Genomic DNA, 13,561 nt, shown 5'->3' with positions numbered 1-13,561 from the left:
CTCCGCCGGCCGGGGTGGAGCGCGCCGTTTTTCTTTCAGCGGGCGCGGGTGGGGATGAGCCCGGCCCGGATGAGCAGCTCGCGCACGCGCCGGACCAGCGCCACGTGCTCCGGGTTGGCGACGGTGAAGCGCTCCGGCGTCAGGACCGTCAGGGTGCCCTTGTCCTCCACGGGTTCGATGCGCACGGGCGCGGGCAGCGGCGGGACGGTGCCGCGCTGCTTGGAGAAGTAGGTCAGCCAGCCGACCCGCGGGCCTGTCCGCTCTTCATCATCCACGTCCCGGTAGGCGTGAGACATGACCACGGCCCAGTCAGGGTCCATGGCCAGTGCCATGCTTCGCACAGCATGCGTGAGCACGGGAGCGGAGAGCACTCGCTCGGCGTTCGGACTGCGGCCGAGTGTGGGCAGGCTCAGCACGCAACTATTGGGGACGACTTCGGAGTAGCACCCGCAGAGGATGCTCAGGGCCGAGCTGTCGTAATCCCCTCCGCCGTTGCCAAACGTGACACTGAAGCCCAGTTTCTCGATGGCCGGCTTTCCTCTTTCGCGGTTCACGCCCCGCCTGAACAGCTCCGCGAGCGTCGGCACGTCCGGAGGCATCAGGGGGAACTTGCGGGCGTCCTTGATCGCCCGCGTGGGCTTGTACCAGTGAGCAAGGAATGGGTCACACGGAGCCAACAACTCCAGGAGCCTCGCGGTTCGCCGCCCGCAGTCTTCAGGCCCTTCCCTGCGCGCCCCCCAGTAGGCCCCTACGTGGTACGTCTCGAGATTCTTCCAGGGCCTGTCCGTGGCGGTCACTGCATTCCCTCCTTAGCGTGCTCGAGTGTGCACGATCCGAATCCCTTGGATACCTTTGCGCTCGAGGAGCTGCTGGATTGCGTTCGCGACCTTCTCCTCGGCGACGTGCCACTCGATGCGAACGCCGAGTCCTTGAGCCGCCTCGAGCTGCCGTTGCGCCTGCCTCGCGAGTGCGTCTGCCCCCGTGGACTCGAACCACCGCTTCGGCTCCAGGTTGTCGAGGAACTTGTTCGCGTAGCCGGGCCCCTTTGCCTCCAGTAACACTCCGTCCTGGAACCCATCGAACTTCGCGTCTCCAACCCAGTACGCCTCGTCCGCCGGGTGCCCGGAGATCTGCTCCTGGTAGCGCCGGGCCCGGTCAGACATCGACTCCTTCGCGGGCCCCCAGTGTCCTGGCTCGTCCGGAGCCGCCGCCACGTTGGCCTTGTGGAGGATGAGGACCGCGCCGGGCCCTCCGCTCAGCACCGCCGCCGCGCGTCCCACGGGCACCGCGACGCGCTCGATGCCCAGCACTCCCTCCGCGGACACCGCGAGCACGGGCACCGTGGCCTCCATGCCCACCGCCGCTCGGGTCAAAGTGCGCGTCGTCGCCGAGGCCGTGCCCCCCAGGGTGAGCACGCCCGTGGTCAGCCGCGCGGCGGCCCGGAGCTGCTCACCGTCCGTCATGTACCGGAAGCGCTCCCAGTACTACGCATCCTCCGCGCCATCCAACGAACGGCCAATGACGTCCGCGTCGTCGTACACCTCCGCCAGCGGTCGCCAGTCCGCGGCGCGCAGCTGGGCATCGACGCCGCGGAAGACACCGCCCCTGCCGCTGTAGAAGCGCCCCAGCTCGAAGTTGCCCGCGCGGAAGGTCCCGTCCTGCCACTGCACGGGCGCGACCTTCTGCTGCGTGCGCCCATCGAGCGCCCAGGCCAGGTACCCGTCCGGCCGCAGCACCGCCACCCGCTCCCGGGCGAAGCGCCCCATCCGTTGCACCAGCTCCTCGCGAGAGACCGCTCCACCCGCCAGCACCTCGCGCAGCAGGAAGCCCACCGCCATGCGGGGCGGATAGGTGCCGAGCGTCACCGGCTTCTCCATCAGCCGGTTCAGCACCTCCGTCGCATCCTCGGGCGTGAAGGGGTTGCGGCGGACTGGCAGGGCCGCCAGGTCCTCCAGCCCGGCCCGGATGAGCAGCCTCTCGAACGCATCCACCTCCAGCAGGCCCAGCTCCACCGCCTGCCGCGTCCGCTCCCCCGCATCGCCGACGAGCACCGTTCCCGGTGGCAGCCGCACGGGAGGCGCCGGCGCAGCCCCTACCGTGCCGCCCGCTCCCGCGGAGGCCGCGTCCCCGCGCAGCGGCGCCGGCGATGCGCTGTGGTAGCGCGCGTAGCCCTGCAACCCCACCGGCAACGAACGGGCCCGTCCTCCCGCGCACCCCACCAGCCCCGCGATGAGCACCAGGTACAGCCACGCCCCGCGCCATGACGGCTGAATCCCTCTCATGCCTGCTCCTCCCGTTGAGCAGGGCTAACAGGGACTCCTGACATCCCGGCGCGGTGCGGTGCGCAATGACGCAGCCGGTGCGCGGGCGACCCGTTGGCCTTTCGTTCGCCCCGGCTGTCTTGTGTCGCGCGGTTCACAGGGTGTGGCGCCTGGATGCCCTCCGGGCTTGAGCGGCGTCCTGGCGGGGCCTCACGCGTCCGTCATCCGCGCGACACCCGGCGTTCGGAAATCACGGCGGCGGTGGCATAGAGTGACGGCCGTGCCGCGCTGCCTCACATGCGGGCGGCGTTGGGAGGGCTCTCATACGCCGTGCCCGCCCGGCGTCCCGCCTCCCGTCGCTTCGCCCTCCGATGCCTCGCTCGTGCCCGACGTCCCGGGCTACCGCGGCGAGAAGGTCGTCGCGCGCGGTGGCTTCGGCGTGCTGCTGACCGCCTTCCCGCTCGCCGCCGACGGCACGCAGGGCGAACGCATCGCGCTGAAGCTGGCGCGGCCCGGCATCGCGCTCGCGGAGGCGCAGCTGACCCGCGAGGCGGAGGCCCTGCGCGTCATCGGGCCGCCCACCGTGCCCGCGCTCCACGCCGTGGGCACGCTGCCCGGCGGCCAGCGCTTCCTCGCCATGGAGTTCGTGACGCTGCCCACCCTGGCGGACTGGCTGGCGCGGGTGTCCGGGCCCATGTCCCCGCAGGAGTTCGGGCCGCGCGCCAGCGCGCTCCTGGAGGCGGTGGCCGTCGTGCACGCGCACGGGCTGGTGCACTGCGACCTCAAGCCCGAGCACGTCTTCCTGGACGACGCCCACCGGCGCGCCCGCGTCTTCGACTTCGGCCTGGTGCAGCGCCCGGCCCCCGACGTCCCCGCCGACGACGGCACGCCCGGCGACACGTCCTCCTTCGCCGGCACCGCCGAGTACATGGCGCCCGAGCAGTGCGCCGGCCACGCCGTCCTCGACGCGCGCACGGACGTGTACGCGCTGGGCATCATCCTCTACGAGCTCATCACCGGCCGGCCGCCGTTCTTCGGCTCGCTCACGGAGGTGCTCCAGGCGCACCTGTCGCTGCGGCCGCCGCCTCCGTCGGAGTACGCCCCGGTGGCGCCGCCCGTGGAGGAGGTCGTGCTGCGCTGCCTGGCCAAGGAGCCCGCGCGCCGGCCCCGCGACGCCGCCGCCGTGGCCCAGGCGCTGCGCGCGGCGCTGGACCACGCGGGCCAGTCCGCCGTGCAGCCCGCGCCCCGGCTCACCCTGCTGCCGGAGGTGCGCCCCGCCCAGACGCGCCGGTCGGTGGCGGTGCTGTTCACCTCCTCGCGCGCGAACCCCGTGGCGATGCAGAAGGCCCTGGCCGCCTACGGAGGCCACATGGCCTTCGCGGACGGCGAGCGCTTCGCCGGCGTCTTCGACCCCGACGTGGGAGAGAACCCCGTGCGCCGCGCCCTGCGCGCCGCCGAGGGCATGGCCGAGCGGGGCCTCGCCCCGGCCTCGCTCGTGGACGTGGCCTCCGTCACCGTGCAGCGCCGCCGCGACGGCGCGCCCCGCTACCTGGGCGCCATCTTCGCGCGCGAGGACCGCTACCCCCACGTCCCGGAGCAGCGCGGGCCCCTGCTCTCCTCCTCCGCCGCGGAGGCCGTGCCGGAGGTGCCGTGCGTGCCCGTGCCGGGGCGCTCCGGGCTGATGCGCCCCGCGCCCTCGGGCGGCGCGCCCCGGCCGGACGTCACCGTGCTCCAGCTGGGCAGCGCGATGCTGGTGGGCCGCGACGCGGAGCTGGAGCAGCTCCTGGAGAGCGCCCGGTCCGCGGTGTCCGGCGCGGCGCCCACCATCGTCACCGTGCGCGGCGACCGGGGCCACGGCAAGAGCCACCTGTCCTCCACGCTCGGCCTGCGCCTGCGGTCCGCGCTGCCGCACGCGCGCGTCTACACGCTGCGCTCGCGCGAGCCCGTGCAGGGCGACCCGGAGGGCACGCTGCGCACGCTGCTGCGCATGGCGCTGCACGGCTTCGACCGCGAGGACACCGACACGCAGGAGGTCGGCCGCACCGCCATCCTCGACCGGCTGGGGCCCCGGCTGGGCATGGAGCTGTGGCCGGGCGTGGCCGCGACGCTCGGGTGGTACGCGCCGGGCGGGCCGGAGCTCCAGAGCTGGGCCGCGGCCCCGGGCGCGCTGCGCTCGCTGGCCATGCGCGCCACGGGTGAGCTGCTGGCCGCGAGCGCCCGCGAGCGGCCCCTGTGCCTCATCGTGGACGACGCGCACTTCGCGGAGGAGCCGGCGCTGGACGCGCTGGAGTACGCCGCGCTCGCGGAGACGGGCGTCCCCCTGTGGGTCTGCGTGCTGGTGCGCCCGGGCTTCGAGCAGAGCCGCCCGGCCTGGGGCGCCCGCGCCGCCCGCCAGCTGGACCTGACCCTGTCCGGCCTGTCCCCCAGCGACGCGCATGCCCTGTGCCGCGCGCTGCTCAAGCCGGTGGAGAACGTCCCCGCGCAGGCGGTGGAGCGCATCGTCGAGCGCGCGCAGCGCGTGCCCCTGTTCCTGGTGGAGCTGGTGCGCGGCCTCAAGCGCCAGGGGCTGGTGCGGCAGCGCTCGCCGGGCGGCAACTGGTACCTCGTCACGGACGAGCTGGACCGCCTGCCGGAGCTGCGGCTGGTGGAGTGGCTGGCGGACCGCGAGCTGGGCGCCCTGCCCCCGGCGCTCGCCGCGCATGCCCGGCTGTGCGCGCTCCTGGGCGCGACCTTCACCGCCACGGCGGCGGACGGCGTGGTGCGCGAGCTGGAGCGCGACGGGGCCGCGGCGCAGTTCCCGCTGGACATGGGGCACGCGACGCGGCGGCTCCTGGACCTGGGGCTCCTGGTGGAGCACCGGCTGGAGGGGCTGAGCTTCCGCAACGAGCTGGTGCGCGAGGCCGTGGTGGCGAGCCTGCCCGCGGAGGAGAAGGCCCGCATCCACCACGCCGCGTACCGCCACTACCTGAGCCCGGCGGGCGCGCAGGAGCGCCAGCGGCTGGCCCGGCTCGCGCTGCACGCGGCGGCGGCGGGCCTGCGCGACGAGGCGGCGGCGCTGACCATCGACCTGGCGGAGTCCGCGCGCGGCCGCCACGCGTACCTCGACGCGGAGGCCATGTACACGCGCGCCCTGGAGCTCATCGAGCCCGAGGACGAGCTGCGCCGGCTCACCGCGCTGCGGGGCCGGGGCCTGATGCGCTACCGCATCGGCCGCTACGAGGACTCGCTCACGGACTTCGCCGTCGCGCGCGAGCGGGCGCGGAGCCTGGGGGACTCGCGCGCGGAGGTGGAGCTGCTGCTCGACGAGGCGATGGCCTTCGACTGGGTGAACGACTACGCGCGCAGCGAGGCGCGGGCCCAGGAGGCGCAGCAGCTGGCGGAGACGGTGACGTCGCCCTACGTGCGGACGCGGCTCCTGCTGGCGCTGGGCCGCGCGCAGTTCCGCAAGGGCGAGTGGCTGGACGCGCTCATGTCCCTGGAGGCCGCGGCGGAGCGGGCGCGGAAGCTGGGGGACGCGGGCTACGAGTCGCTGGTGGTGGCGCTGCTCCTGATGGTGGCCATCCTGCCGAGCATGGGCAACATCGACGGCGCGGAGCGCCTGCTGGACGAGCTCATCAGCATCTGCACGGAGCGCGGCGACCGCCTCCACCTGGGCGCGGCCATCAACAACCGCCGCAACCTGTGGGTGGCCCGGCGCGACCTGACGAACGCGCTGAAGGACCAGGAGCGCTTCATGCAACTGGGGCGCGAGCTGGGCGTGGTGGGCTGGGAGTACTTCGGCGAGATCAACCTGGGCGAGCTGTACTACCAGGCGGGCGACGCGGAGGCGGCGGCGCCGCACATCGCGCGGGCCGTCGCGCTGGAGCGCCGGTACCCGGAGGTGGCGCACCGCCCCTGGGCGCTGCTGCTCCAGGCGCGGGCCCTGGCGTGGGCGGGCCGGTACGAGCCGGCGCGCGACCTGCTGGAGCAGGTGCGGCAGGCCATCGCGACGAACCGGCACGGCGCGCACCTGAGCCCGTCGGAGGAGGTGCTCTTCTCCATGGTGGAGCTGGCCGCGCGGGACGCGACGACCGAGGAGTGGCACGCGCTGCGGGAGCGCTCCGCCCAGGTCTCCGTGGAGCAGGAGCCGCTGGAGGTGCTGGAGATGATGGGCCTCGCGGCCGGGCGCCGGGGCGACTTCGCGGAGGCGATGCTCGCGCTCGGAGAGGCGCTGGCGCGCTCGACGCACATGCCGAACCTGATGGAGGACCGCATCCGCCGCTCGCTGGAGCGCGTGCGGGACCTCACGCCCGCGGCGTGACGCGCGCTACGCCGACCGCGAGAGCGCCGTCGTCGCCGCGACCATCAGCCCCATCAGCGACTCGCCCACCAGCGCGCCGGAGCTCAGCGAGGACACGTGCGCGTCCGTCGTCCTCCACTTCCGCGCGAGCGCCACCAGCCCCGCCCCCACGCACAGCGTCACCGCGAAGTAGGCGGGGGTGATGAAGCCGATGCCCATCGCCACCGGCGACGGCAGCCACCGCCCCACCCGGCTCCTCGCGGCCAGCGTCGACAGCGCGCCCACCCCGCAGCCCACCAGCGCGGCCCAGCCCGCGTAGGGCGGCAGGCTCGCCAGGCCCCGCACGGACACCTCCGCCACGGCCCGGAACTGCGCCGCCGAGGGCGCCGGCAGCACCGCCGTCCCCACGCCGTACGCGCCCGCCAGCAGCAGGTAGGCCGGCACCGCCACCACGGCCCCCACCGCCACGCCCACCAGCTGCGCGGCGAGCTGCCGGGAGGCCGACGCCCCCAGCAGGTGCCCCGCCTTCAGCGACCACAGGCTCACGCCCGTCTGCGCCGCCGCCCCCGCCACCACCGAGCCCGCCGCCACGTTGGGGGACAGCGCTCCGGGCCGCACGCCGCCGAAGAGGACCTGCGTGAGGTTCCCCACCTGGCCCACCGGGGACACGTCCGTCTGCCCCGCGCCTCGCGCGCACACCGCGCACAGCGGCACCAGCAGCGCGAGCAGCAGCAGCGTGGACGGCACGCCCAGCCCGAACAGCACCCCGCCCAGCGCCACCGCCAGCGCGCACGCCACCGCCGCCAGCCCCAGGCTCCAGCGGGGCAGCCCGCCCCGGCTCAGCCCCACCGAGCGCAGGTCCCTCGCCGCGCCCAGGAAGTCCCGCGCCTGCGCCGCGAGCGACATCACCGCCCCGCCCACCATCAACCCCACGCCGGGCCACACCAGCCACGAGGACAGCGGCTCGTACGCCGCGCCCGCCACCAGGCCCGCGCCCAGCAGCCACGACGCGAGCACGCCCCACGCGAGCGCCGCCCCCAGCAGCATGCTCAGCGCCAGCTGCGGGCCCGTCATCATCCCCACCGCCAGCAGCATGGGGCTCATCCCCACGCCCCACGTCAGCGTCTCCAGCGAGGCGCCGGCCACGCGGCCCGGCAGCGCCACCATCCCCGGCAGCCAGCCGCGGGCGTCGCGCATCCACGTGAGCGCCATCGCCACCAGCCCGGCGCCCACCAGCGTCCGGCCCCCTCCCGCCCGCGCGCCGCGCGCCTCGGACGGCGTGGCCGCGTGCAGCGTGGAGATCAGCTCCGCGGTGGCGATGCCCGTGGGGAACGGCAGGGACTCCTGCTCCACCAGGCGCCGCCGCAAGAGCCCCGCCACCAGCACCCCCACCACGCCCAGCACCAGGCCCCAGGCCGCGATGCCCCAGCCCGGCACGCGCGTGCCCAGCAGGGCCAGCGCCGGAATCGCGGCCAGCAGCCCCGCGGACGCGGGCATCGCCCCCACCGCCGCCGCGGCCGTCTGCGTGAGGTTGTTCTCCAGCGGCGTGTAGGGCGCGCCCCGCCTGCGCCCATAGGGCGCCAGGACGCTGAACCCCAGCACCGTCGCGGTGATGGAGCCCGAGTCCCACAGGCCCGTCTTCAGCCCCATGTAGAGGTTGGTGACGGCCAGCAGCGCGCCGATGAGCAGCCCCACCCCCAGCGACCGGGCCGTCCACTCCCGCCCCGCGGGCGCCGCCGCCCCCGCGGGCGCCACCTCCGCCGCCACGGGCGCGGCGGCCTCCGGCCCCGCGGCGGCCTCCGGAGGAGCCGCGGGGTGACCGGAGGAGGCGCTCATCGAGACGCCTCCGCCGAGCGGCCCACCAGCTCGCGCAGCTGCGCCAGGTCCAGCGGCTTGCTCAGCTTGAGGTTGGGCACGTCCCGCAGGAACGACGTGGTGCGCGGGGTGAAGGCCCCGCCCGTCATGAACACCATGCGCCCCGCCTGCTCCGGCGCCGAGCGCCCCAGCTCGAAGTACAGGTCCATGCCCGTCATCCCCGGCATCATCACGTCGCAGAGGATGAGGTCGAAGCGGCCGCCCTCGTTCACCAGCCGCAGCGCGGCCTGCGCGCTGTTCGCCGTGGACACCTCGTGCTCCGTGGCCAGCGAGCGCTGGAGCGCCACCGTCACGTTGGGCTCGTCATCCACCACCAGGATGCGCGCCCGCGCCCCCGCCGGCGCCGTCGCCGACAGCCGGGGGTAGAGGTCCGGCTCGTGCGCCGCCGACCGCAGCACCACGCGGAAGGTGCTGCCCTGCCCCGGCGTGCTCTCCGCCTGGATGGAGCCGCCCATGGACTCCACGATGCCGTGGCAGATGGACAGCCCCAGCCCCGTGCCCACGCCCACCGCCTTGGTGGTGAAGAACGGGTCGAAGATGCGCCCCAGCACCTCCGGCGTCATGCCCACGCCGGTGTCGCGCACCTCCACCACCACCTTGCCCGGCTCGCCCGGGCGGATGATGGCGCGGATCTCGTGCTCGGTGACGGAGGACGGGTCCTCCGGGATGGCCTGCGCCGCGTTGAGCAGCAGGTTCAGGAACACCTGGCACAGCCGCGCCTCGCTGGCCTCCACCGCGGGCACCGGCTCGAACTCCGTGATGAGCCGCGCGCGGTGGCGGATGACGTTGTCCGCCATCTTGCACGCCAGCTCCAGCGAGCGGCGCACGTCCACCGGCATGGGGCGCGACTCCTGCTCGCCGCGCGCGAACACCTTCAGGTCCCGCACGATGGTGGCGATGCGCTCCGCGCCCTCCGTCGTCTCGCGCACCAGCTGCTGGATGGCGGCCACCGGCTCCGACGGCGCGCCCTGCGCCTCCAGCTTGTCCAGCCCCTCGCGGATGAGGTGCAGGTTCACCAGCATGTACGCCAGCGGGTTGTTGATCTCATGCGCCACGCCCGCGCCCAGCGTGCCCACGCTGGCCAGCCGGTCCGCCACCACCAGCCGCGCCTGGAGCTGCCGGCGCTCGCTCAGGTCGCGGTGCACCATGATGTTCGCGATGACGCGCCCCTCCGCGTCGCGCAGCGGCACCACCACGGACTCGCAGACGCACGCCATGCCGTCCGCGCGCTTGAACTCCAGCTCCCCGCTCCAGCGCCCGTGCACCTCCAGCGCGGTGAGGATGGCGCCCGTCAGCCGGTCCGTCTCACCGGGGTGCAGCACGCTGAAGAGCGTCTGGCCCATGGCCTCCTTGCGGCTGCGGCCGAACATCCGCTCCGCGCTGGTGTTCCAGTCGATGATGCCGCCCGCCAGGTCCGTGATGACGACGCCGTCGGAGATGCTCTCGAAGATGAGCGCCTGGCGGTGCAGCTCCTGCTCCGCCTGCTTGCGCGCGGTGATGTCCATCACCGTGCCCGTCACCCGCGCGGGCTGCCCCGCGGCGTCCAGGAGCACGTCGCCCTTGCATGAAATCCAGCGGTAGCCGCTGCCCGCGGGCTCGATGCGGTACTCCACGTCCACCTGCGAGCGCTGCTGGAGCGCCGTGGCCAGGTTCGCGCGCAGGCGGGGCAGGTCCGCCGGGTGCACGACCTCCGCCAGGTCCATGGCGCGGCCGGACAGCTTGCCCACGGCCAGCCCCAGCAGCCGGTCCACGTGCTCGCTCCACGTCACCTGGCCCGTCTTCGCGTTCCAGTCCCAGATGCCCACGCGCGCGGCGGACAGGGCCTGCCGCAGCTGCTCCTCGCGCTGCTCCAGCACCTCGCGGCGGGAGAAGCGGAACACCGTCACCGTGCCCACCTGGAGCCGGTCGCCCTCCTGGAGCTCCGCGGTGGACACCGGCAGGCCGTTGAGGAACGTGCCGTTGGTGGACTCCAGGTCCGTCACGAGGCACGAGCCGTCCGACTTGCGCAGGATGCGCGCGTGCTTGCGCGACACCCCGTGGTCGTCGATGCGCACCTCCGCCTCCGAGCCGCGGCCGATGACGTGCTCGCCCGGCTCCAGCCGGTACGCCTTGCCGATGGCCGCCGGCGTCGTGGTGCTGATGAGGATGAGGCACGCCCCGGTCGAGGACGGGGCCGTCACCGACTGGCCCGCGCAGGTCGTGAGCTCGTCCACCAACGTCATCATGTATGCCAGCCCCCCGGCGCTCCCCTGCGTTCGGGCCGGCCGTCTCCTCGCCGCCTGTCGTGCATGACGCCGCGCTCCGTGCGGGCCCAAAGCGTTGGCCCGGACCGCCACCATACCCCAACGGCCTCCAATGAACGTCCCCTCCCCCTCCGGGGCGGGGGGCCTGACTCCTGGTGAACGAGGGGGCAGGCAGGCGGGCCCGCCAGCCCGGCACGGGTACTCGCGACCCACCCCGTGAATGGTAGGGTGCGGGACATTCATGGCGGCGGACTCCGAGAGCACCTTCCGCATCCAGGCGCGCGCGGCCGCGAGCGCCTCGGAGAAGGGGCACCCCACACCCACCCGTCCCGAGCGCGGGCCTGGCACCCTCGCGGGTGAGTACGTGCTCAAGTCCCTCCTGGCGGCCGGCGGCCACGGCAGCGTCTACGAGGCGGAGCACCGCATCCTGGGGCGGCACGCCGCGGTGAAGGTGCTGCACTCGCACCTGGCGGACCAGGGGGAGATGCTCCAGCGCTTCGTGCGCGAGGCGCGCGTCGTCAATCAGATCCACCACCCGAACATCGTGGACGTCTACGACTTCGGGCTGATGCCGGACGGCAGCCCCTACTACGTGATGGAGCTGCTCTCCGGGCGCACCCTGAGCCAGGTGGTGCAGGAGCGCGGGCGGCTGTCCGCGTCTCGCGCGCTGGCGTACCTGGAGCCCATCTGCGGCGCGCTGGAGGCGGCGCACCGCGCGGGCGTCGTGCACCGCGACCTGAAGTCCAGCAACATCCTCGTCGTGGAGGAGGGGGAGAAGCCCCGGCTGAAGCTCCTGGACTTCGGCATCGCGAAGCTCATCCAGCAGGAGCCCGGCCAGCAGGGGCTCACCACCGCCGGCCAGCGCCTGGGCACCGCGCACGCGATGGCGCCCGAGCAGTTCCGCGGCGGCAGCATCGGGCCGCCCACGGACGTGTACGCCCTGGGCGTGCTGCTCTACCAGCTGCTCACCGGCCGCTACCCGTTCCAGTCGGATGATCGGCTGGAGCTGGAGCGCATGCACCTGGAGGCCCCGCCGCCGCGCCCCAGCGTGAAGGCCCCGGTGTCCCCCGCCGTGGACGCGGTGGTGCTCCGGTGCCTGAACAAGGACGCCACCCGCCGCTACCCCAGCGTGAGCGCCTTCCTCACCGCCCTGCGCGAGGCCACCGAGGAGCCCAACCAGGTGGAGGGCCAGACGCGGCTCGTCCTCGCCGTGAACGCGGAGGTGGTGCTCCCCGCCACGGACCTGGACGACGACACCGCCTACGCCGCGCTCGCCACCGTCATGGACACGCTGGAGCAGGGCCTGCGCGCCCAGGGCTTCATCCTGGCGCTCCAGACGGGCACCACGCTGCTGGGCGTGCGGCCCCTGTCCGAAGGGACGCGCCTCCACGCCCTCCAGCCCCTGCGAGACCTGCACGCCGAGGCCCAGCGGCTGGCCGAAGCCGCCCACGCCCGCGTCCACCTCTGCCTCCACCACGGCGAGGCGGAGACCCGCGGCGACTCCAGCGAGGCCGAGGTGGTAGGCGGTCCGGTCACGCTTGTGGCAACCTGGAACGTAAGGGAGCCGGGAGGCTTCGCCATCACCCGTCCCGCCTCGCAGTTCCTCGACAGTCCGCCCCTGTTTTGAACCGTTCCCCCCTGCCTTCCCCCTCATCCCCCCTGTAACCCCCTGTCATCCGTGGTGGTCCCATGACCTTCAGGGTCCTACTCCGGCCCCGTGCGAATTGGACCCACAGAGTAATTTTTTGACGGAGCCGTATTTATTTCCGATCCTGAATCCGTCACGATTCCCCTGTCTGACAGTTTCAGCACCTTTCTAGCTGAAAGCCTGGACTGCCTGACATTCTGGAAGTCGGACCTCCGACGACCCCCGAGCGGGAGCCCCCAACATGCGCCTCACCCCTGCTTTTCGGCCTGGAAGTGGATGCAGCGAGTGGTGGAACCGGACCACCTCACGCAAACCCCTGACGTCGGTCCTCCTGACAGGGGCGCTCATCGCCCTCGTGGGTTGCGGAGGCGCGATGCCGGAGGACGCCACGGCGGCCGCTGACTGGGCGTCCGTGGATCAGGCGCAGCAGGCGGACAACGGCATGACCTTGAACGGCATGACCCTCAACGGCATGACCTTGAACGGCATGACCTTGAACGGCATGACCCTCAACGGGCTGGCCACCGCGAGCTTCAACGACTGGTTCGCCCAGAACGCGGACGCGGCCATGGTGATGGCGTACGTCGTGAAGTGCGCGGTGCCCGAGGGCGAGACGCGCTCCTTCCAGTCCATGGCGACGGGGGTGAAGTACACGTGGCAGGGCGGCCTGGGGCTGGCGCCGGGCTGGTCCGCCGGCAAGCCCGCGACGGAGGCGGAGCAGCAGGTGGTGAGCGCGTGTCTGGCGGCGCACACGAACAAGTACGGGCTGCACATCGCGCTGTCCGCGCTGGGCCACACGGCGGCGGGCGCGGAGATCCCCTACTCCGCCGAGGAGCTCGCGAAGTTCAGCGAGAAGGAGGCGTGCTTCTTTGGCAACCTCTTCGCGAGCGAGGGCCTGTTCGCGGCGCGCGACCGCGACCTCAGCGCGGCGGAGAGCTCCACGCGCGCGTGTGGCCTCACGCTGAAGGCGGACACCTGCTCGCCCATCGTCAACGTCGGCAGCTGCGCGCAGTTCTGCACGAAGGGCGACCCGAGCAAGCCCTACTACACGCACTGCACGTACAACGGGAAGACGTACCCGGCCATCACCACGCGCGTGCAGCCGACGGAGCTGTTCCGCTGCGGCGACGGCGTGTGCCAGTTCACCGAGCACGCGGGCCCTGGCAACACGGCGGACAGCTGCCGCGCGGACTGCGGCGCCTGAAGCGGACACACCGGCTGCACCCGCGGTGAATCGCTGGACATGCACGGCCTC

Annotated in this window: 8 protein-coding genes; 3 read left to right on the top strand and 5 right to left on the bottom strand. The window is 73.5% G+C overall.

Annotated features, from left to right (window positions below):
• Window positions 1-35: 35 nt before the first annotated feature.
• Genes U8525_RS03045 through U8525_RS03035 form a run of 3 tightly spaced genes read right to left on the bottom strand, consistent with a single transcriptional unit; the run spans window position 36 to window position 2,282 of the window.
• Entirely contained in the window at window positions 36-797 is a 762-nt protein-coding gene (locus U8525_RS03045; RefSeq protein WP_374260904.1) for an immunity 52 family protein, read from the bottom strand.
• Between the two features lie 12 nt (window positions 798-809).
• Window positions 810-1,463, bottom strand: a complete 654-nt coding sequence (locus tag U8525_RS03040) for a Tox-REase-5 domain-containing protein (protein WP_374260902.1) — start codon at window positions 1,461-1,463, stop codon at window positions 810-812.
• A gap of 21 nt (window positions 1,464-1,484) precedes the next feature.
• Window positions 1,485-2,282: a hypothetical protein gene (locus tag U8525_RS03035; protein WP_374260899.1), complete on the bottom strand. Its 798-nt coding sequence runs from the start codon at window positions 2,280-2,282 to the stop codon at window positions 1,485-1,487.
• Window positions 2,283-2,643: 361 nt separating this feature from the next.
• Here U8525_RS03035 and U8525_RS03030 point away from each other — a divergent pair, with 361 nt between their 5' ends.
• Window positions 2,644-6,561 (top strand): serine/threonine-protein kinase PknK, encoded by a 3,918-nt coding sequence (locus U8525_RS03030; protein ID WP_374260896.1) that lies wholly within the window; start codon window positions 2,644-2,646, stop codon window positions 6,559-6,561.
• Window positions 6,562-6,567: 6 nt separating this feature from the next.
• On the opposite strand, the gene U8525_RS03025 is transcribed toward U8525_RS03030, so the two are convergent.
• Window positions 6,568-8,376, bottom strand: a complete 1,809-nt coding sequence (locus tag U8525_RS03025; protein WP_374260893.1) for an OPT/YSL family transporter — start codon at window positions 8,374-8,376, stop codon at window positions 6,568-6,570.
• Window positions 8,373-10,637, bottom strand: coding sequence for a PAS domain S-box protein (locus U8525_RS03020; protein ID WP_374261496.1), 2,265 nt, complete (start codon window positions 10,635-10,637; stop codon window positions 8,373-8,375). The genes U8525_RS03025 and U8525_RS03020 overlap by 4 nt, the downstream gene beginning before the upstream one ends.
• Window positions 10,638-10,899: 262 nt before the next feature.
• On the opposite strand from U8525_RS03020, the gene U8525_RS03015 reads away from it, so the two are divergent.
• Window positions 10,900-12,285, top strand: a complete 1,386-nt coding sequence (locus U8525_RS03015) for a serine/threonine-protein kinase (protein ID WP_374260890.1) — start codon at window positions 10,900-10,902, stop codon at window positions 12,283-12,285.
• A 394-nt stretch (window positions 12,286-12,679) separates the two neighbouring features.
• Window positions 12,680-13,510, top strand: a complete 831-nt coding sequence (locus U8525_RS03010; protein WP_374260887.1) for a hypothetical protein — start codon at window positions 12,680-12,682, stop codon at window positions 13,508-13,510.
• The last annotated feature ends 51 nt before the right edge of the window (window positions 13,511-13,561 follow it).

It is taken from the genome of Corallococcus sp. RDP092CA (assembly GCF_041903675.1).
Lineage (GTDB): Bacteria > Myxococcota > Myxococcia > Myxococcales > Myxococcaceae > Corallococcus.
This window is presented reverse-complemented; position numbering and strand designations above follow the sequence as displayed.